Origin of the sequence: Rhizobium phaseoli (assembly GCF_010668805.1) — a bacterium.
GTDB classification, from domain to species: Bacteria; Pseudomonadota; Alphaproteobacteria; order Rhizobiales; family Rhizobiaceae; genus Rhizobium; species Rhizobium phaseoli_A.
Genome location: NZ_WUFT01000001.1, coordinates 128,966 through 149,156 on the forward strand (window position 1 = coordinate 128,966; position 20,191 = coordinate 149,156).

Annotated in this window: 20 protein-coding genes; 2 read left to right on the top strand and 18 right to left on the bottom strand. The window is 60.2% G+C overall.

Annotated elements, in window-relative coordinates; all coding sequences use genetic code 11:
• Nucleotides 1-55 precede the first annotated feature (55 nt).
• From purU to GR197_RS00665, 4 genes are all read right to left on the bottom strand, one after another.
• Nucleotides 56-940 carry a formyltetrahydrofolate deformylase gene (gene purU / locus GR197_RS00645; protein WP_164006124.1) on the bottom strand — a complete coding sequence of 295 codons (885 nt, stop codon included), beginning with the start codon at nucleotides 938-940 and terminating at the stop codon, nucleotides 56-58.
• A 486-nt stretch (nucleotides 941-1,426) separates the two neighbouring features.
• Nucleotides 1,427-2,443: an acyltransferase family protein gene (locus GR197_RS00655; protein WP_164006570.1), complete on the bottom strand. Its 1,017-nt coding sequence runs from the start codon at nucleotides 2,441-2,443 to the stop codon at nucleotides 1,427-1,429.
• 64 nt (nucleotides 2,444-2,507) lie between these two features.
• On the bottom strand, nucleotides 2,508-3,782 hold the full coding sequence (locus GR197_RS00660) for a hypothetical protein (RefSeq protein ID WP_164006125.1): 1,275 nt from the start codon (nucleotides 3,780-3,782) through the stop codon (nucleotides 2,508-2,510).
• Nucleotides 3,783-3,784: 2 nt separating this feature from the next.
• The gene (locus GR197_RS00665; protein ID WP_164006126.1) at nucleotides 3,785-4,834 is read right to left on the bottom strand and encodes a glycoside hydrolase family 5 protein; all 1,050 of its coding nucleotides are present in this window, start codon (nucleotides 4,832-4,834) and stop codon (nucleotides 3,785-3,787) included.
• Between the two features lie 135 nt (nucleotides 4,835-4,969).
• Here GR197_RS00665 and GR197_RS00670 point away from each other — a divergent pair, with 135 nt between their 5' ends.
• Both GR197_RS00670 and GR197_RS00675 read left to right on the top strand, forming a co-directional pair.
• A complete protein-coding gene (locus tag GR197_RS00670) occupies nucleotides 4,970-6,607 on the top strand; it encodes a GumC family protein (protein WP_164006127.1) in 1,638 nt (545 codons plus the stop codon).
• A 59-nt stretch (nucleotides 6,608-6,666) separates the two neighbouring features.
• Nucleotides 6,667-6,999 carry a hypothetical protein gene (locus GR197_RS00675; RefSeq protein ID WP_164006128.1) on the top strand — a complete coding sequence of 111 codons (333 nt, stop codon included), beginning with the start codon at nucleotides 6,667-6,669 and terminating at the stop codon, nucleotides 6,997-6,999.
• Between the two features lie 30 nt (nucleotides 7,000-7,029).
• Here the strand turns inward: GR197_RS00675 and GR197_RS00680 are convergent, their stop codons facing one another.
• The 14 genes from GR197_RS00680 to rfbF all read right to left on the bottom strand — a co-directional run bounded on the left by GR197_RS00680 (nucleotide 7,030) and on the right by rfbF (nucleotide 20,157).
• Nucleotides 7,030-7,722, bottom strand: coding sequence for a metallophosphoesterase family protein (locus GR197_RS00680; protein WP_164006129.1), 693 nt, complete (start codon nucleotides 7,720-7,722; stop codon nucleotides 7,030-7,032).
• Nucleotides 7,719-8,696, bottom strand: a complete 978-nt coding sequence (locus GR197_RS00685; protein ID WP_164006130.1) for an ATP-grasp domain-containing protein — start codon at nucleotides 8,694-8,696, stop codon at nucleotides 7,719-7,721. The genes GR197_RS00680 and GR197_RS00685 overlap by 4 nt, the downstream gene beginning before the upstream one ends.
• Nucleotides 8,697-8,707: 11 nt before the next feature.
• A complete protein-coding gene (locus tag GR197_RS00690; protein WP_164006131.1) occupies nucleotides 8,708-9,583 on the bottom strand; it encodes an NAD-dependent epimerase/dehydratase family protein in 876 nt (291 codons plus the stop codon).
• The gene (locus GR197_RS00695; protein WP_164006132.1) at nucleotides 9,580-10,311 is read right to left on the bottom strand and encodes a class I SAM-dependent methyltransferase; all 732 of its coding nucleotides are present in this window, start codon (nucleotides 10,309-10,311) and stop codon (nucleotides 9,580-9,582) included. Before GR197_RS00695 ends, GR197_RS00690 begins: the two co-directional genes overlap by 4 nt.
• 132 nt (nucleotides 10,312-10,443) lie before the next feature.
• Nucleotides 10,444-11,601: a class I SAM-dependent methyltransferase gene (locus GR197_RS00700; protein ID WP_164006133.1), complete on the bottom strand. Its 1,158-nt coding sequence runs from the start codon at nucleotides 11,599-11,601 to the stop codon at nucleotides 10,444-10,446.
• On the bottom strand, nucleotides 11,598-12,458 hold the full coding sequence (locus tag GR197_RS00705) for a phytanoyl-CoA dioxygenase family protein (protein WP_164006134.1): 861 nt from the start codon (nucleotides 12,456-12,458) through the stop codon (nucleotides 11,598-11,600). The genes GR197_RS00700 and GR197_RS00705 overlap by 4 nt, the downstream gene beginning before the upstream one ends.
• Nucleotides 12,455-13,180: a WbqC family protein gene (locus GR197_RS00710; protein ID WP_164006135.1), complete on the bottom strand. Its 726-nt coding sequence runs from the start codon at nucleotides 13,178-13,180 to the stop codon at nucleotides 12,455-12,457. The genes GR197_RS00705 and GR197_RS00710 overlap by 4 nt, the downstream gene beginning before the upstream one ends.
• 78 nt (nucleotides 13,181-13,258) lie before the next feature.
• Entirely contained in the window at nucleotides 13,259-14,014 is a 756-nt protein-coding gene (locus GR197_RS00715) for a cephalosporin hydroxylase family protein (RefSeq protein WP_164006136.1), read from the bottom strand.
• Nucleotides 14,015-14,045: 31 nt separating this feature from the next.
• Nucleotides 14,046-15,194: a DegT/DnrJ/EryC1/StrS family aminotransferase gene (locus GR197_RS00720; RefSeq protein WP_164006137.1), complete on the bottom strand. Its 1,149-nt coding sequence runs from the start codon at nucleotides 15,192-15,194 to the stop codon at nucleotides 14,046-14,048.
• Between the two features lie 122 nt (nucleotides 15,195-15,316).
• A complete protein-coding gene (locus GR197_RS00725) occupies nucleotides 15,317-16,561 on the bottom strand; it encodes a glycosyltransferase family 2 protein (protein WP_164006138.1) in 1,245 nt (414 codons plus the stop codon).
• Nucleotides 16,558-17,100, bottom strand: coding sequence for a dTDP-4-dehydrorhamnose 3,5-epimerase (gene rfbC / locus GR197_RS00730; RefSeq protein ID WP_164006139.1), 543 nt, complete (start codon nucleotides 17,098-17,100; stop codon nucleotides 16,558-16,560). The genes GR197_RS00725 and rfbC overlap by 4 nt, the downstream gene beginning before the upstream one ends.
• Entirely contained in the window at nucleotides 17,097-18,332 is a 1,236-nt protein-coding gene (locus GR197_RS00735) for a class I SAM-dependent methyltransferase (protein WP_164006140.1), read from the bottom strand. Before GR197_RS00735 ends, rfbC begins: the two co-directional genes overlap by 4 nt.
• On the bottom strand, nucleotides 18,329-19,393 hold the full coding sequence (gene rfbG, locus GR197_RS00740) for a CDP-glucose 4,6-dehydratase (protein WP_164006571.1): 1,065 nt from the start codon (nucleotides 19,391-19,393) through the stop codon (nucleotides 18,329-18,331). The genes GR197_RS00735 and rfbG overlap by 4 nt, the downstream gene beginning before the upstream one ends.
• Nucleotides 19,384-20,157, bottom strand: a complete 774-nt coding sequence (gene rfbF, locus GR197_RS00745; protein ID WP_164006141.1) for a glucose-1-phosphate cytidylyltransferase — start codon at nucleotides 20,155-20,157, stop codon at nucleotides 19,384-19,386. The genes rfbG and rfbF overlap by 10 nt, the downstream gene beginning before the upstream one ends.
• Nucleotides 20,158-20,191: the final 34 nt, after the last annotated feature.

Genomic DNA, 20,191 nt, shown 5'->3' on the forward strand with positions numbered 1-20,191 from the left:
GCAGGCAACGGGAGATTGTCTTTGCCAGCAAAAGAGATGTGGGCCTCGGCCGCGTTCAACCCATGCGTTCGGAGGCGTAGCTGCCGGGGCTTGCCGGGAAGACCACGGTGCGGTTGCCGTTGATGAAGGTGCGATGGTGAATATGGGCGTGGATGGCGCGGGCCAGCACCTGGCTTTCGACATCGCGGCCGATCGAGACATAGTCGTCGGGCGACTGCGCATGGGTGATGCGCGCCGTGTCCTGCTCGATGATCGGGCCTTCGTCGAGATCGGCGGTGACGTAATGCGCGGTTGCCCCGATCAGCTTGACGCCGCGGCCATAGGCCTGCTTGTAGGGGTTGGCGCCCTTGAAGCTCGGCAGGAAGGAATGGTGGATGTTGATGATCTTGCCCGACATCTTCTGGCACATCTCGTCCGACAGGATCTGCATGTAGCGGGCGAGCACGATCAGCTCGGTGCCGGTCTGCTCGGCCACCTCCATGATACGGGCTTCGGCCTGAACCTTGTTGGCCTTGGTGACCGGAATATGGTGGAAGGGGATGTCGTGGTTGACCACGACCTTCTGGTAGTCGAAATGGTTGGAAACGACGCCGACGATGTCGATCGGCAGCGCGCCGATCTTCCAGCGATAGAGCAGGTCGTTGAGACAATGGCCGAAGCGCGACACCATCAGCAGCACCTTCATGCGCTTCTCGCTGTCGTGAAACTCGTAATCCATCGAAAAGGGGGCGGCGACCGGTGAAAAATCGGCGCCGATCTCGGTGCCCGAAAGACCCTCTTCCGAGATGAAGCTGACGCGCATGAAGAACTTGCCGGTATCGAGATCGTCGAACTGCGAGCTGTCGATGATGTTGCAGCCCTTGTCGGCCAGATAACTCGAAATCGCCGCCACGATGCCGCGCGTCGACTTGCAGGATACTGTCAATACATAGCTTCTCATGTCTCTCGCTCTTCCCTCTTCAAGACCGCCGCCGTGCTTAGATCAAAGCCCCGGCCGCGAACAGGCCTGCGCACTTTCATTGATGCGACAAATTGCAAGATGAACCGTCACGTTCTGCAAGTTCCCTCACGTTGGGCATAGCTTAGGAGAAGTTGCGCGAAAAACTGTGCCGCCAGCGCCGCCGGGATGCGTATTCTCGCCTTCGAGGGCTGAATCTAGAGTCTTTCCTGCTCAGATTGAAGCATTCTGCCGGAGCAGGTTTTCGTCAGGGCAGAGGCGATTGGCGATGGGCATACCCCTTGGTACGTCCGAGCCGATCGACTCTGATCCTGGCGGAAAGATGCCCGGCCCTTCGGGTTGGCTGAAACGGGCCGGCTGATCGACCGGCCGGCTTGGCCGTAGAGCTGGGCTACGACGCGCGCCGGCCGGTCGACCATCCGACTCCGTTTGAGCCAACAGAATGATTCAATCTGACCAGGAAAGGCTCTAGGCCGGCGGGCGGCCCGCCACCACCACCTTTCGCCGGGGCGTGGTGATTTCGTGGATGAGGGCGCCGCCGATCGACGACAGCGCCAGCGACAGGATCACGAAGAGCACCGGCTGCTTCAGGATGCCGATCGGCAGGTGGTCGGCGGCGACCCTGAGAAAAGCCAGCGTGAAGGCGTGAGTGATATAGATGCTGTAGGAGCAGTCGCCGAGATAGTTCAGCCAGCCGATAAAAGGCAGCCTGGAAAAGTCGATGGAGACCGCGCCGTAGACGATGAAGATCGCCGGGATCCCCCAGGCGTAGAACCGGCTTTCCGGCCCCATCAGCGCCTCGTTGATGAAGAGAAATGCGAACCCCAGGGCCAGTGCCGCCCATGCCCAGCGGTTCGGCAGAAGAAGCTTCTGCCTATACAACCAGCCGAGCACGACACCGGCGAGAAATTCCAGGATGATCGGCTCGCCGTAGAACCGGCTGGCCGTCATCTCAGGCAGCAGCCGGCAGACGATCAGGATCACGGCAAAGACGGCAAACATCGCTGGAATCCGGCGGACTTCCGGGAGCGGCAGCAGCAGCGCAAACACGAAGTAGAAGAACATCTCGTAATTCAGCGTCCAGCCCGGCACGACGACGGGGGTGATCGTGCTCGGATCCGCGGCATTGGCCCATGGGAGAAAGAATAGCGAGGCGATGAGATGCGGCAGGTCGAACACTGTCGATTTCAGCAATGACGGAGCAGTCAGCGCCACGACGGCCGAAAACAGCGTTGCCAGCCAATAGAGCGGCACGATGCGTTTGATGCGCCGGCGGGCGAAATCGATGGGGCTCATCGCGCGCCCGCTCGTCGTTAGCCACATCACCAAACCGCTGAGCACGAAGAAGATGTCGACGCCGGTCTCGCCATAGACGAAGGTGGAGGCGTCGACGGCGGGATTGACCTTGGCCAGCTGCAAGATCGCGTGGAAATAGACGACCATCAGCGCCGCGATAGCGCGCAGATATTGAAGCTGGACAAGCATCGAGCGTCTTGCTCCCTCGGGCTCGTGCGGGTCGCCGGTCTCAGCCGTGCCGCTGCGGTCAACTCTATACATCTGCCGGACGATCCTGCCGGATGCGCGGGCTGTCGTGGAAGCGCATATATCCGACGACGAACCACAGGAGACCGGCGATCTTCATCGAGAAAACAGCGGTCCCTCCGATCATCATATTCAGAAAAATGAAAAGAGAAAGTGAATGGGCGCAACGCCGCTGCGCCGCCGTGCGGCCCGCCGGAAACAGGCAGACGAACAGCCAGAAGGCGATGACGCCGAAGATCGTCGCCGCGTAGATCAGATAAACATAACCGCTATCGGCAAATTCGGCGACCCGGTCGACCGAAAGCCCGAGGATGGCGAGAGGATCGAGATCCATGACCTTCTTCATCGTCAGGTTGATGCGGCCGGTGAAGTTGTCGCCTGTCGCATTGGGTTTCAGGGTATAGACGAGGAAACCGGCGGCGACGATCAGCGGCATCAGCGCCAGATTGAAATTCTTCGGGATCTTCGGAAAGACGAAATAGCCGGCGATGCAGGCAAAACAGAAGATCAGCATCGTGCGCGTATCGTTGGTCACCAGGATCAGCACCGCCGTGCCGATGAACAGCAGCCGGTCCCAGCGGCCTGTTCTTTCCCACATGGAAATCAGGTAGATCGCGAGCACGCCGCAGAAATTGGCGAGCGACACTTGTTCGAGGAAGATCGACGACGAACGGTGGTCGATAATGCCGAAGGAGAAGCGCTCGGGAAAGCCGAGCGCGTTCTGGAACAGGCCCGTCGTGTTGTAGCTCAGCGGCAGTAGCCCGCGCGTATTGGCGAAATAATCGGACGGATGGACGATACTGACATAGAACGGCACGCTGACGATCTCGAAGATTAGGAAGATCATCACGGCAAGGCTCGCCCAACGAAAGGCGAGCTTCATGGTTTTCTCGTTGCTCCAGCCGCCGAGACCGGTAAAGCAGAAGATGATCAGCACGTTGCGGAAATGATCGACAAACAGCATGCGGTTGAGCACGCTGACGTAGATCGTCACGACAAGCGTGAACAGCAGGAACAGGAAGGCCGGGAGGTCGGTCTCGTAGATTCCCTTGTGCAGGATGTAGAAGATGGCGCTCGCCATGATCAGCCCCTCGCTGGCGGCGACATGGGTCAACGAGAGCGGCATGATGTTGTGGTTGATGAAAGCGAGAATGCCGTTGTAGAGCACCGACAGCAGGCCGAGCCAGAGCACCGGATAGTCGACGCGCGACGCTTGCCCGGCCGCATCCAGGCTGTTCCCCGCTATGGTGAACGTCACTGCCTTCTGGTCGAGGAGCGCCATTGTCAATTCCCCGCCGGCTTGACGGTGATGCAGGCGCCGGCTTTGGCTTTTGCCGCGGCGGCGAGAAGCCGCATTTGCGGCCGCTCGGTACCCTTTCGCGGCTGAACGTTGAACGGCTCGTCGGCCGGCCACCAATCGCCCGCCGCCCAATAAGACCAGCCGAGCCAGGCGTCGCCATTATCGGACATGGTGGAATAGATCTCGGTCAGCCCGCTCATGCAGTCCTTGTCGGCAGCGGCGCCGAATTCGCCGAGAAAGCCGCGCTTGTGGTTCTTCTTCAGCCAGGCAGTGACGCCGGTGATCGCTTCGACCGCGGCGGTGGCACCCTCGCAGGTCGGATGGGTTCCGGAGGAATCGACATCGAGATACTGGTGGACCTCATAGGCGTAGAAGTCGAGCGGATCGCGCACGGCGAGCATCACCGTGCCGTTGGCGCCGCCGATCACGTCCTTTTCCCAGCTTGCCGCGCCGCTCCAGGCGGTGCCCGGCACCAGGATGAGGTTGCGGGCGCCGACGGCGCGGATGCTGCGGATCGCCGCATTGGCGGCATCGAGCCAGTCCGTCGCCTTGATGTCGTGTGGCTCGTTCATCAGGCCGAAGAGCACACCATCCTGATTGGCGAATTCGACCGCGAGCCTTGCCCAGAAACCACCGAAGGCAGCATCCGTCGCCGGCGCCGTGCCGATCTGTACCTTGTCGTAATAGCCGAAATTATGCGGGTCGAGCAGCACGGCCATGCCGTGCTTGCGGATCACCTCGACGGTATCCTTGATCCGCTTGAGCTCGTCCTCGTCGAGCCGCCCGCCGAGCGCCGGCTGCAGCCGCTCCCAGCGGAACGGCAACCGGATGATCGTCATGCCTTTTTTGGCGAAATAGCCGATCGTGTCTTCGCTGGGATAGGTATAATTGGTGCCGAAGATGCCGCCGCGCTCACCATATTCGCCGCCGGAAAGATTGACGCCGCGAAAACAGGGCGCGTCGGCGGCAAGGGCCGGCGACGGGACGAGAGCGGCCGCAAGCAGCAGCGCCGTCAGATGTCGTCTCGTCCTCATGGCTATCCTCGCAATCGCGGCAAATCGCAACATCGGTGTCGCTGAGATTATTTTAACGGTCCGTTAGCTAAGAATTTCTAAAGTCTCAGCACCTCGGCTTCAGTCTTTCACGCTGGGCGGGACACGAGTGCGCGTATGAACCAGTATGACAGGAACAGGGTAAGCCGGCTCCCTGGCTGGCGCAGTTATGAGTCAACTCAGACTGCGCCGGAAGGCGTGCGCATGCGCAGCCCCGTCGTCCGTCCGGACGATTTTGTGCCTCCGGTGCCCGAACCCGCCGCTCCTGCCCCCACCGCTCCTGCCTTTGTGCCGCCACCGGCACGTGTCGTGGAACCCCGCCAGTCCGAGCGCCCGGCGCCTTCGCCCCCGACCGCACCTTTGAAACAGCCGGCCGTGGGCGTGCCGTCGAACGCAGTGCCTGTGCCTGCCGCACCGCTTCTCGATCTCCGCTCCAGCGTCGCGGCGATCTGGAGCCGGCGGCTGGTCGTGCTTGGTCTGGCACTGCTCGGCGCCGTTGCCGGCGGGGCGGCGGCGCCGTCCATCGGTCAGAAATTCACCGCCGTCAGCAGCCTCTATTTCGATCCGCGACAGATCGGCCTTGCCGACGCAAGCGGGCAATCGTCGGGGCCTTCGCCGGAAATGATTTCGACGCTAATCGACAGCCAGGTGCAGATCCTGACCTCGGGCAATGTGCTGCGCCGCGTCGTCGAAACCATGAAGCTTGACCAGGATCCGGAATTCACCGGCGGTCGCATCGATGGCGCCGCCGTCATCGGCACCCTGCAGAAGGCGCTGGTCATCACCCGCCAGGCCAGCACCTATGTCGTTTCGCTTGCCGCAACGACCAATGATCCCGAAAAATCTGCAAGGCTTGCCAACCAGGTCATCACCTCCTTCAACGAGGAGGAGAACAGCGCCTCGAACGGCATCTACGAAAACACCTCCTCGACGCTCGACGGACGTCTCGACGATCTGCGCCAGAAGGTGCTGGGGGCCGAGCAGGCCGTCGAAACCTTCCGCGCCGACAACGACATGGCCGCCACCGAAGGCAATCTGATCTCCGATCAACGGCTCGTCTCGCTGAACACGCTGCTGGTGACGGCGCAGGAAAAGACCATTCAGGCGAAGGCCCGCGCCGATGCCGTCGCCAATCTCCGCGTCGAGGACATCGTCGCCGGCAATCAGGCGGAGGGCGGCGTCACCTCGCCGCTGGTCAGCCTGCGCCAGCAATATGCCACCCAGGCCGCCGCCGTCGGCAGCCTCGAAAGCCAGATGGGCACGCGGCATCCGCGCCTGCAGGCGGCCCGCTCCTCGCTGCAAAGCATATCGGGCGAAATCAAGGGCGAATTGCAGCGTCTCGCCACCTCGGCAAAGGGCGAATACGAGCAGGCCAAGGCCGCCGAGGACAGCATCGCCAAGGAACTTGCCGTGCAGAAGGCGCTGCAGGCGAGCACCTCGGACAAGCAGGTGGAATTGAACGAATTGCAGCGCAAGGCGACGGCGGCGCGCGATATCTACGAGACGGTGCTGAAGCGCTCCAGCCAGACGAGCGAGGAGCAGAACCTCAACCAGAGCAACATTCGCGTCATCTCGCCGGCCGAGCCGCCTGTGAAGGCCGATGGCCCGGGAAAGAAGATCCTGCTGGTCGCCGGCGTCATCGGCGGTCTTTTCGCCGGTTTCGTCGTCGGTGCCGCGTTTGCGATCCTCGCCGGCCTCTTCGGCCATCCGGTCATCAGAAGTTATTTCAGGAAATCGCCCGCCACAGCCGCTTGATGACGGTCCCCGGTTTTCCTACATCCTGTGAGTGCCCTACTGCCGGCAGGAGAATTCCCATGCGGCCTATGATGATGCTTCTAATGTCGCTCGTTGCCGTGTCCAGCCTGGCGCCCGCATCCGCCTTTGCCGTCGACTGGACGAAATCGCTCGATTCCGGCGTTCAGCCGCTCTATCCCTACAAGGGCCTGCCCGGCGTCAAGGCGCAGCCGGACAAGAAAGAGGAAGAATCCTATAATTGCCGCACCGAAACCGTCCAGATCCGCCGCCGCTACGACGAGATCTTCCGCTCGGGCGGCATGCCAACGCTGATGTATGTCTGCGAACGCGACGGCTTCGTCACCATGGACGACAAGGTTCCGCTGCGCGGCCACTATCAGCCGGTGCGGTGAGAGCCGAAAGCGGACAGCGTCTCCGCCCCATCAGGCAGCTGTTATTGAGATCTTGTCGGTCCGGCCACCGATCTGAGCTCCGATATAGAGGTTTTCGTAACATTTCGCCGGAAAGCCCGTCTGTCGCATATGAAATGCCGTCCGGTCGATGTCGTAGTCGACACGGTGCAGGCCGATGACATCGCCGGCGAGCGTAGCGAAGGCGGCGCGTGGGTCGCCATCGCGCGGTTGCCCGACGGCGCCAGGATTGCAGAATCGTTTCCCGCCCAGTTCGAGCAATGCCTGGACATGGGTATGGCCAGCAAAAAGGATCGATGCTTCGTCCGGAAGATCGTCGAGCCCGATTTCATAGAGATATTGGTCGATCGGATCCTTCATACCGCCGTGGTAGAAATGGATCGGACCGTCGGCGATGAAACTCATCGAAGTCGCCAGCCAGGAGACCTGCTCCGGCGAAATGATCGTTCTCTGATAGTCGGTGATATCCGAAACCAGTTTCGACCGCGGGCATCCCTCGCCGCTGACAATGTAGTGGTCGTGATTTCCCAAGATGTTGACGATCCCGCGGGCACGCAGCAGATCGATACATTCGCCCGGCTGCGCGTAGTAACCCACGACATCGCCGAGCGATATGATTCGGCGGCATCCAAGCGCATCAATGCGCTCCAGCACCGCCTCTAGGGCCGGCAGGTTGCCGTGAATATCGGAAATGATCGCGATCATGTCACCACATAGTCTTCATAGTAGCGCCAGCCGCGGCCCGGGCGGATTTCCGGCGCTGCGGGCCGCTTGCCCCAAAGAAAAAGCTCTACGGCCATAAGGGCCTCGTTGTAGCCGAAAGCGGTGCGCAAGGACGTACTGCTGGAAAACCGGGGATTGATTTCGAGAAGATAGGGGATCTCGCCATCCATGCGGAATTGATAGTTTGTCGGTCCCAGCGGCTTGAAAAGGCCGGCAATCGTCTCGACCGTCTTGGCCAGCACCGGATGCTCGACGACTTCGGCATATTGCGTATTGCCGGCAACGGACAGCTTGCGACGGAAAATGATCGGCGACAGGCTGGTGCCGTCGCCGAAGCCGAAGGCGCCGACCGTAAATTCCGTGTCGTCGCTGCCGACGAATTTCTGGATCAGAAAATCGTCGCTGCTTTTCCGGCTCCAGTAGGAAAAATCATGCTCGTCCCGAAGAACGGCGATGCCGCGCGATCCGTTTCCGCGCCGCGGTTTCAAAAGCAGGGGAGGAGCGCCAAGGCGATCGATCGCATCCTGCCAGTCTGCGCTCAGGCAACTGGGTATGGCCGACAGGCCCAGGCGCTGCAGCGCTTCGCCGAAATCCCATTTGTCCTGCGCAAGTTCGATCAGATCGGGGTTGTTCAGTACGACCCGAGCGTCTGTCCCTTGGGTCAAGACCCGATTTCGATTGAAGAACAGGACGTCCGACTCCAGCCCTGGAAATACCAGATCGACGTTTTCTCGGATCAGGAGATTTTTCCAGAAGTCGAAATAGTCGGGGCTTTCTTCGCTGCGTGGCGGCTTGGCGAAGAAGTCGTCGCACCAGTAGCGGCCGATACCGTGCGCATCCCGATCGACGCCGATGATCCGGACAGAGTGCCCGGATTTCCGGAGGGAGCTGGCAATTCCTTGCCCGATGATGGCACCGACCGCGGTAACGACGACGGTGATGGGAGTTGTCTTCATGCCTGCTGCCGTCACGTTAGATCCATGGGGCCGAAGGCTTTCGCGGTCCCCGCATTCCGTATCATCTCAATGCCGTCTTTCATCGTGATCGAGGGCAACAAGTTCAGCTGGCTGAACGCCTGTGCTCCATCGGGGAAGTTTATCTTACGGAACGGCGCTTTTTCCGGCGCGTCGATGACATTGCCGCCAATACCGAAGGTGTCGTAAGCGACCACGGCGATTTCATCTGAGTTCATCGCTTCCGGATGGGAGATATTCAATATGCCTCTAACCTCAGTATGGCCGGCGCGGATCATCAAATCGGCGGCATCCCTGACGTGAATGAAGTTTCGGATACCGAGCGACCGGGGCATGCGGATATTTTCGCCGCGCGAGGCGTAGGCGATGATCCGACCGAACCAAGCCTGGTGGCTGCAGCAGCGTCCCTCCGTATCGTAGATCTGCGGAAAACGCAGGCTGCAAAACCGAAAACCCTGCTTTTGCGCCGCCCAGGCGAAGACTTGTTCCGCGAGACCCTTGGTCAGACCGTAGGATGTGAAATTGCCTGGATCCAAGATCTCGTCGGAAGAGGCCGAGCCTGCATAAACAAGAACGCTGGCGCCGAGCTCCTTGACCAGCTGCGCGACATCAACAGCGCTGGCAGTATTGACGTCGAAATTCTGTCTGCGCCCCTTGTCACCGTCGCCTGCAAAACTCGCCGCGCAGTGGAAGACGATATCGGCAGAGAGCCCCTCCGGCACCTTGGCCTCGGAGGCGCCGAGATCGAGGACGATATCGTCCGCCGCCGATCGTCCCGCTGTCAATATCTTGATATCGAGCGCCCGCAGCCGCTCGATAATTTGGCTTCCTAGCATCGACCGCGGACCGATGACGAGGGCTGTCGTCATGCCGCTTCGGCTTCCATCAGCAAAGCAACGCAAAGATCGGGAAATTCGATGCCGACGCGCAGCATCGCTTCGAGGTTTTCCTGGAAATCCGGCAGTGTCTTGAGAACGCCGAGCGGAAGCGGCTTGAGATAGATCCCTTCCTGGTAGGTCATCGAATAGCCGTGACGTTCCAGTTCCTGCTGGAACGTATCGCGGCAATATTGCCGACGGTGCCCAAGTGCCAGATCGTTCGCATTCAGACTGTAGATGTCGTCGATCTTGCCGAGCTCGACCCCGAGTCTCCGGTTCATCGACTTTGCGTTCGGAACTGCTGCAAAGAGCCTGCCGTCCGGCGTCAGGAATTTTCTGAACCGGTCGAGAACCACGCCCGGATCCTCGACGTGCTCGAGAACAAAGCCCATGACGATGGTGTCGAAGCGTTCTTCCGTATCGAAGTCCTCGAAGTAGGAGAAGACGACCTCGCCGGAGAAGTCAGGGCTTTTCTCGTTGAAGAGATCGATGACGACCTGAGAGCCCTCAATGATGACGTGGCGGTCGCAGGCAGCGTTGAAGATGCCAGGCGTGTATCCATGCCCAATGCCCAATTCCAGCAGCGAGCCGCAATGGCCGAAGCGCTTGATGATCCGCTCGGGGTACCAGTTGAGGATGAGATCGTTCTCGATCGCCGTTGCACCGTTCGGACGATACTCTGACGTTACCGCATCGAGGTTTATGGCTGCTGCTGTCATTGTGCAAATTCCTTCGAGTCGATGGTTCCCGAACGCACCGATATGGTCCCTTCGGTTCCGAAGTTGGCGACGACGATCGTCCGGCTCATGGACATTTTTATAGGATTCCATGCTTGCTGGTAGCTGTGCACCCTAGCCGTCAATCCAGACGAGGTTCAGTCCGGGGCGATGCAGGCTCGGCTGCTGTGCTATGGCAGCCCTTGCTTTTAACGGATTGAGCCCGACAAAAACCACGTCGACATCGTCTGCGAGGGTTGCAGGTGCAATGACCGGCTTTCCGAAATGGCTGGTACCTTGCAGGTTGGGATTCTGGTCGAGGAAGACGCTGAGAGCGACATCGCTTTCCACCCGGCTACAGATCCAGCTTCCGTAAAAGCCTGATCCGTAAATTGCCGCGCGGCGACCGGCAAACTCCTTCGCTGCCTCGTTGAGCCGAATGGCGGCTTGTTTCCAGAAAGCACAAATCTCCCTGGCCTTGTCCGTTGCCGTAGCGATCTCGGCCCTGTCGATGGTCAGCGGAACAGAATCGTCTGCACGTTTCGCAATGACGAAGAATGCGCCCGGAAAAACCTCCGTGTCGATCGTATCGACACGGAAGCCGGCCAAGCTGAAGGCCCGCTTGAACGATGGGATGCTGAAATGGTTGAGGTGATCGGCAACCGCCATGTCCCCCGGATTGGCGGCGACGTCGGGCATGGACAGGAGAAGACGCCCTTCGGGGGCGAGGAGATCATGCAGCGCCTTGAGAAAGGCGACCGGCTCGGGCACATGCTCAATCACGAAATGGCTCATGATCGCCTGGAAGCGACCAACCCATTCGGCCGGTATTGTATAGGATGCCTGATCTTCCGGTGCGACCCATCCCTGCCAGGCGGGCCTGTAGTCGGCGCTGACGTCGAAGACGTGCGGCCGAAGATCTGGTCGTGCCTTATGCATCTTGCGCAAGGTCGTCGATTTCGCCGCGCCATAATCGAGAATGGTGGCGCCTTGCGGCAGGTCGAGCAGGCGCAGGCTCACGGCTGCCTGATGGTCGGTGCGGTAGATCGGCTGATTGTCCGCACCGATGGCGAAAATCTGGTCGTGATCGTCCGACTCCATCGATATCTGGTAGGACGTATCGTAGAAGGCCTTGATATCGGGCAGATCGCCGGATTGCGCATGCCCGCATTCATCGCAAACGAAGGCGAGCGTCGGAATATCGACGAACGCCATGGTCGTTGTGAGCGCCGGCGCCGACGCCTCATATGAGGCTTCGGCAATATGCGACCCGCAGACGCGGCACGCTGTCATATGGTGTTCTCCCCATCGGTCACCAGTTCCGGGAGGATCTTGCTGAAATCGACGCCGGCGGCGAAGGAGCCGCACCATCCGATGCGGACGCCGAGCGGTTCGGCAAAATTGAAATACCGGAACTGAATGCTCCACCGCGGCGTCTTCGAAACGTTATGCCCACCCTGATGCATTGTCAGGAAGTCCATCAGAATGAGGTCGCCCGGTTCGGGAAGCGGTGCGACGACGTTATATTTTGCCAGGCGTTCGTCGACGCGATCCATGAACAGCGCATAGGCGCCGGTCTTTCCAAGACCTGCGTCATCGCGATAGACAGGGATCAGGCCCTCGGCATGGGAGCCTTCGGCGATCTGCACCGGGCCCATGTCCGGGGTAACCGGCAGCAGCGGCGTCCAGAAGACGATACCATCAAGGCTTCTCAGCTGGCCGGGAAATTCCTGGTGCCATTGCGCGCGGAATTTCTCTTCGCCGGGATTGTCGATGCGGATGCCGTAACCGCCGGCAGCGATGCCGGGGACGGAACCGGGCCGCAGATCTTCGAATACCGCAACATTTTTCGCTTTGGTGACGAGCCGCATGAAGGCCGGGATCTGCTTCACCGCATCATAGACTTCGCCGCCCCACGAACGGTTCTGGGCGATCAGCTTCGGATAGGCGATCGTCATGGCCTCATGCGTGGTTTCGGTCGGAGCGTCGACGCCGTACTTTCTGCAGAGGGTTTCGACGATCTTGCGAATACCTTCCTGGATAGGCGCGATATCGGCGGCCGGATCGTAGAAGCCGCGTATGACGAGGTAACCGTTGCTGTCGAATTCAGCGCGCAGGCTGTCCGTGAACTTCGGGTTTGCGTTGGTCATGATGTTACCGTTTCCTCCTTCAGGAAGCCTTGCCACGCCACGGTGGCCGGGATGAGACAGTTATGTGCCTCCGGACCCATTCGGGCGATTAGATCGAGTACAGAAACATAGGGGGTGAACGAGCCTCCGGGTTGTGGCCAGGGGGTGCGGCTGTAATCCATGTAGTCCACCTGCACGCCAGCTCGTTCGAAGGCTTTGTGATCCATATAGTTCGACGCGCCATGGCCGGTGAGATAGCGATTGCCGCCGGCCTTCAGAACGATGTCGAGCACGCGCTGCCAGGAAGTGCCCTCGACGCCCATATTGCTGGTTCTTTCGACCGTCCGGTTCGCACCGATGCCGAGATACCGGGCTGGCTCCTCGATGCTGGCGATCAGCAGCTTCGGCAGGGAGGAATGGCTGTAGACGCTGTCGAAGATCGAGAGAGCATCATCGATGAAGGGTGCGCCAAGCAGCGACTGACGCAGCAGCGCGCGATGGCTCGCCTTCCAGTCCTCGCCTGCCGCTGCGAGCTCGGAGATCTTCTGGAAGCTGCCTTTGCCGGCAAGCGGGATCGTCATCCAGCAGCGATCGTTGCCGCGCAGAAGCTGGATGCGGTTGGTGAAGCTGCCTTTCGAAAACTGCGTATCGTCGAGATAGACATAGCTGTCGGCGATCATGAGCTGTTCGAAGAAGCCCGGCCAGGGAAACAGCATCGGTTGCGTAATGACGACGGCAGTCATGTTACACGTTCTCCAGTCGCGGCTCAGGTCGCATCACGTCGCGCGTCATGCCACCAGCCACACGGCGGTGGCGCTCCGTCATTTGCCGACGCACTTGAGATATCCTCCCGGCGAGCTGGACAGTACCAGCTTGCCGTTCAGGGCTTCGTCGGTCTCGAAACGATCGGTCTCCTCGAGATACATGTTGAGCGCCGTATAGGGCTCATCACCCGGATGCCAGATTTTCGAGCGTCTGTTCGGCGTCAGCGCCGTATCTTTTCCATAGCCGAGCAGAGTATCGGCAACGACGATATACTGGCCCTCGGTAACTAGCGGGCCGTAGCAGCGCAACTCGTCGAGAACGTGGTCGCGGCTGTGATCGCTGTCGAGCACGACCATGACCGAAGCGCCGGCCGGAATTTCCGCTTTGACCTTGGCAAGCGTCTCCGCTGTCGTCGAAGGGCCCTCGATGAGTGTGATCAGCGGCGAGAGCGGATGTTTTTCGACGGTATCGCGGTTGTGGGCGCGGATGTCGATGTCGACGCCGATTACCTTGCCCTTGCCGATGACCTTCAGCAGCGAAGCCATGAAGATCATCGAGCCGCCGCGCGCTACACCCGTTTCGATGATGACGTCGGGTTTGGTGTTCCAGATCACTTCCTGGGTGGCAATCACGTCGGCCGGCATCTGAATGATCGGCACGCCCATCCAGGACCAGAGATAGGCATAGTCATACTTGTCGAGCGTCAGCAGCGTATTCAGCGACTGCTGGAAAGCATCTTCGTCATTGCCGAGCGCAAGCGACATTTCGCGCTTGCGGGCTTCGAATTCGAGGCGATCGTCCTTGGTGGTCATAAGTCTATGAAACCTTCTGTATATTCTGCGCTCAGGCCGATTGGCGGAGGTGAACGGAGCTTTTGTCCTGATGGCTGCGGACGACCGAGATCAGCGTCTCCGCCACGCGGTCGATATCGGCCTCGCTCATGTCGTGGTAGCTCGGCAGGTTGATCGCTCGCTCCGGAATGCTCCAGGCGTTGATGTTGGCCGGCTTTTTTCCGAACATCGAAAGGCTGGAAAGCGGGTGGAAGAAGACGCGCGCGTCGATATTGGCGGCTTCGAAGGCCTGTTGTAGCACTTCGCGGGTGATGCCGGTGGCGGGATGGAAGACGGCCGTCGGCATCCAGGCGCCGTTGATCGTGCCGGTATATTCCGGGTTCATGCTGATGCCGTTCAGGGTCGAGAGACGCACCATATAGGCGGCGAGAATTTCCCGCTTGCGGGAAACCAGCTCCTCGATACGCTCCAGTTGCGCGCAGCCGAGCGCTGCCTGGATGTTCGACATTTTATATTTGAAGCCGATCGCATCCGGCCAGAACTGCTTCTTCTGGCTGCGGGCACGGCCGTGGTTGCTGAGCGTCAGCACCTTTTCATGGAGATCGGCGTCGTTGGTGACGAGCATGCCGCCTTCGCCCGTGGTCAGCGTCTTGGTGCCGTGGAAGGAGAAAGTGCCGAATACGCCCATGGAGCCGGCGCGGCGACCATGCCAAACCGAGCCGATCGCCTCGGCTGCATCCTCGATAACGGGAATGCCTGTGCGACGGCTGATATCCAGCAGCGCATCCATATCGCAGAGATTGCCGTAGATATGGGTGGCGACAATGGCGCGCGTGCGTGGCGTGATATGACGCTCGACCTCCGCAGGGTCGATGCACCAGGTATCGGGCAACACATCGACGAACACGGGCTCGGCGCCCAGATGCTTGATCGGTGCGACGGTCGCGATCCAGTTGGTATCAGCCAGGATCACCTCATCGCCCGCGCCCATGCCGAGCGCGGCAAGCCCCATATGCATCGCGCCGGTGCAACTCGATGTCGCGATTGCAAATCCACTGTCGAGATAGGCGGCAAAATCGCGCTCGAAGCGATTGATGTAGTCGTAGCAGCGCGCGCCCCAGCCGTTCGCAGCCGCATCGGCGGCATAACCGGTTTCCAGCTCGGTGATCGATGGTTTGGTGTAGAATATCCTGTTCGTCATGCCTTGTTCTCTTGAGATGAGGGCCTGAAACTCGCAAAGCCGGGGGCACATTAAAATTGACTAACTCATGAAACTGGCGCGAGGCTTAGCGTTGACCGCAGAGCTCCGCGCGACCATCCGTCTCAGATGATCACGTGCTGGATGAGGTCCTGCTCGCTGAAGATCAGGTTCGGCTTGTAGCCGCGTGCGACGAACTCTCCGTGGCGTGCGGCGTCGGCAATGAAAACGGCTGTGTGTTTGGTGAGGCCGACATCATGTCCCGCCGTTTCCTCGATGACATCAATCGCCGCCGGCAGGCCGAGTTCGCGCAGCATCTCTTCGATGGAACGCCGGTCGGCGATGCCGCTTAGCATCAGCTGGCTGACGCCCTCGGTTGCGCCGACCTGATAGGCAAGCGTCTGGATCGCCACCATTAGCGGTAGTGAGTTGCGGATATGGACGACTTCCGGATGGTCGTGCATGCCGCCGATCGCCAGGCGTGTATAAAGCTCGTAGGCCTTGATGAAGTCCTTGCGTTGCGCCCAAAAACGAAATGCAACGGCCATGCGGTTGAGCGTGAAGACCTTGCATAATTCTTCGAATACGACGCGGGATTCGCGGGTCGTGGCAAGATTGCCGCGCTTGGAGCCGATGTAGAGGAAATATTCGAGACCGCCGCGATATTTGTCCCAGGAAGTCATGACATCGTCATTACCGGCCTGCTGCCGGTTCGGCGCGATCTTCGAAACGGCAACCGAGCGGTAGAACGGCTGTTTCAAGAAAGCGACGGCGCCTTGATCGAGGAAATGCGCGAGATAGGAGAAGGCCCAGAAGCAGAAATCGCGGGGAACCCAGGAGGAACGCAAGGCCGAGGCGCGATAGATGCCGATCTCGGGGAAGATGTGGCGCTCGCAGATGAATTGGAACACGGCTGCAAAATTACGCTGCTCGAACTTGATGGTCTCATCGATCGCGTAGAACTGAGAGAGGTCGCGGTTGGCCACCTCGTCGTAGAAATACCAGGGCGCATGACAGGCGGCGACATCGGGGTTGGTATCCAGATAGGCTATCGCCGCCTCGACGCCGCCTGGGATTAGGAAATCGTCATCGGCAAGGTATATCGAATATTCGCCGACCGCGTGATGGAAGGCGCAGGCGAGGTTTGGGCCTGCGCCACCGTTAACGGCCCGGCGATGATAGTGAATCGGCAGCCCCTTGGCGATGAATTCCTCGACGATTTGCGTCGTGTTATCCGTTGAAGCGTTGTCGGAGATGACGATCTCGTAGGGAAAGCTGAAATTGTATGTCCCGCAGTGCTCGAGCGCGTTTCTGAGATAGGCTTCGCGATTGTAGGTCGGGATGCAGATGCTGAGTTTGATACCGCTCAAAGGCTTCTCTCCTGGCTGTAGCTCTCAAGCGCGGCGTCGCGCTCGCTGATGACGCTCGGCATAAACGGCCAGGCGATGGAAAAGGCGGGATCATCCCAGCGGACCCCGCGGGCAAGTTCCGGTACGTAGCTTTGCGACATCTGGTAGAAAAGCTCGCAGTCGTCCTCGAGGGTCAGGAAGCCGTGCGCGCATCCGACAGGTATGTAGAAGGCGTTGTGACGGATGGCATCGAGTTCGACGGAGGCCCATTTGAGATAGCTCGGCGAATCCGGCCTGAGATCGAGTGCCACGTCGAAGACCCTGCCGCGCGTGGCGCGCACCAGCTTCGCCTCCGGCCGCGGTTCGGCCTGGTAATGCATGCCGCGCAGCGTCCCGAGCAGGTGGTTCCGGGAGACGTTGCACTGCGGGTAGACGGGCACCAGACCCCGCGCCGCAAAGGTCTGTGCATCGAAGGTTCGTGCGAACATTCCCCGGTCGTCGGAGCGCGCGTCGACTTCCACGACAAAGGCGCCCCAAACCGCGGTCGGAAGGAATTTCATCCGAGCACCGTCAGTTCCGGCACGGCAACTGCGAAGCGTCCGCCCCAGGCGCCGACCCTGCTATTGGCCGCCACGACTTCGTTCTTGATGTTCCAGGGCAGGATCAGAATGTAGTCCGGCTGCGTCTCGTCCATCTTCTCAGGCGCGTAGATCGGCAACTTGCTTCCCGGCAGGAAATGCCCCTGCTTGTGCGGATTGCGGTCGACGACGTATTCGATGAGATCCGTGCCGACGCCGCAGAAATTCAGCAGCGTATTGCCCTTGGCCGCAGCGCCGTAGGCGGCGACCGTCTTGCCGCTGCGTTTGGCTTGCTCGAGGAAGGCGAGCAGACCGTCCTTGATCGGCGCCACGCGGTTCTGGAAGGCCTCGTAGATCTCGACCTTGTCGAAGCCGGCGGCCGCCTCATCGGCGCGGACCTTGGCAAGGTCGTGACCGATCGCGTGAGCCGTGGATGTTGCACGGCAGGCCAGCACGCGGAGGCTCCCGCCATGCGTCGGCAGTTCTTCTACGTCGAATACCTTGAGGCCGTGCGCGGCGAAGACTTTTTCGACGGCGAGCAGCGAAAGATAGTAGAAATGCTCGTGGTAGACCGTGTCGAACTGGATGTTTTCTATCAGCCGCAGCAGATGCGGGAATTCAACGCTGACGACGCCGTCGGGTTTCAACACGGCCGAAAGCCCGCCGACGAAGTCGTTGATATCGGGCACGTGGGCCAGCACGTTGTTGCCGATGGCAATGTCGGCGGCAAGACCGCGGGAGACAAGGTCGGCAGCCGTTTCTTTGCCGAAGAAGCGCGCTTCGGTGGGAACGCCGATCTGCCGCGCCACCTCCGCGACGTTCTCGGCCGGCTCGATGCCGAGCACCGGCACGCCGGCCTCGACGAAATGCTTGAGCAGATAGCCGTCATTGCTCGCCACCTCGATCACCTGCGATGCCTCATCGAGGCCGAAACGTTCGCGGGCCATGATGGTAAACCGGCGGGCATGCTCCACCCAGCCGTCGCTGTAAGAGGAGAAGTAGGCATAGTGGCTGAAGATGTCTTCCGGCGGGACGAAGGCATCGGCCTGCACCAGCCAGCATTCTGAACAGACGAAGGCGCGCAGCGGATAGGATGGCTCCGGCTGCTCAAGCTGATCTTCCGTCAGATAGGCATTGGCGAGCGGCGTCGAGCCGAGGTCGACGAAACGATGCTTCAACGGAGCATCGCAGAACCGGCAATTATGCGCTGTCATGATACTGTTTCCTCATAGGCCTCAATCTGGCCGAGCGAGAAGGCGCGCATGTCGGCTCCGTCACGGTTGGCCTTGTACCAGGCGGCTGTCCAGTCGATGGTCTGTTGCAGGCTGAGCCGCGGGTGCCAGCCGATCGTGTCGAGTGCCAAGGCCGAGCTCAGCGTCAGCGCCGGCGCTTCCGGCAGATGTTCCCCCGGCGCCAGCCGCCACACGTCTTCGACGCGGTGCGCACGCCCGAGCGCCTCGGCAAGTTCGGAAACGGTGGCGAAGCTTTCGGGACGCGGGCCGAAATTCAACGCATCCGGCAGATTGCGCCCCCGCTTCTCGGTCAGCATTTGCGCGAAGCTGAGATAACCGCCGAGCGGCTCCAGTACATGCTGCCAGGGGCGGATCGCCGCGGGATAACGCAGCATGATCGGCTGGTTGCTTTCGAAGGCGCGGATGAAATCCGGGATCAACCGGTCCTTTGACCAGTCGCCGCCGCCGATGACGTTGCCGGCGCGCACGGTCGCCACCCTGATATCGCGTCCTCTAAAGAAACTGTCGCGGTAACTCTGGACAACGAGCTCGGCACACGCCTTTGAATTAGAATAGGGATCCTTGCCGCCGAGTGTATCGGTCTCGATGAAAGGAACGCCGCTGCCGCCATTGGCATAGACCTTATCGGAGGTAACGACGAGAACGGTCTTGACTGGTGGCGTCTCTCGGACAACATCGAGAAGATTCGCGGTTCCCATCACGTTGGTCGCAAAGGTTTCGGATGGATTATCGTAGGAGCGCCGTACCAGCGCCTGCGCGGCCATGTGGATGACAACCTCGGGCTCGAAATCGATGAGGCGCTGTTTGAATGCCGCCGCATCCCTGATGTCGGCGATGTGATGGCTGCTCCCGTTCCAAGGCGAGAGCCGCGTATAGAGAGAAGGGTTGGTCTCTGGAGCCAGCGAGACTGCCGTCACTTCTGCGCCGAGCTTTTCAAGCCACAGAGAAAGCCAGGATCCCTTGAACCCGGTGTGTCCCGTCAGGAACACGCGCCTGCCATTCCAGAAGTCTGTCAAGCCCATATCTTCCACGGTGCCTTTCCGGAACTCCAGAGCTCCTCGAGCTGGTGGCGCTCGCGGAGCGTATCCATGGGCTGCCAGAAACCATTGTGACGGAATGCAGCCAGTTGTTTGTTGGCCGTCAGCCACTGCATTGGGCCCGCTTCCCAAATTGTGTCGTCACCCCCTATGAGGTCGATCACCGAGGGGTTGAGCACGAAGAAGCCGCCATTGATGCGCTGGCCATCGCCCTCAGGCTTTTCGATAAAGGCAGTCACGACGTCGTTCTCAATGTTGGTGGCGCCGAAGCGGCCCGGAGGCGTCACCGCGCACATCGTCGCCTTCAATCCGTGACTGCGATGGAATGCGATCTCCGCGGAAACGTCGACATCGCCGACGCCGTCGCCATAGGTCATGCAGAAGGGTTCGCCTGGTGTGAGATGGTCGCGAATGCGCCCGAGACGGCCGCCGGTCATCGAATGCATGCCGGTATCGACCACGGTCACTCGCCAGTTCGGTCGTTTGCCGCCGTGATAGTTGATGCTGTTGGCACCGAGGTCAACGGTGATGTCGCTGTGGTGGAGAACAAGGTTTACGAAATATTCCTTGATCATATACCCCTTGTAGCCGGCGCAGATGATGAAGTCATCGAGCCCGTGATGGGCATAGATGTTCATGATGTGCCAGAGGATCGGCATGCCGCCGATTTCGACCAGGGGCTTAGGCCGCACGCTGGTCTCCTCGGCAAGGCGCGATCCGAGACCACCGGCGAGAATTACGACTTTCATGCCAAGCGAGCTCCCCGGGTGTTTATAAACAGTT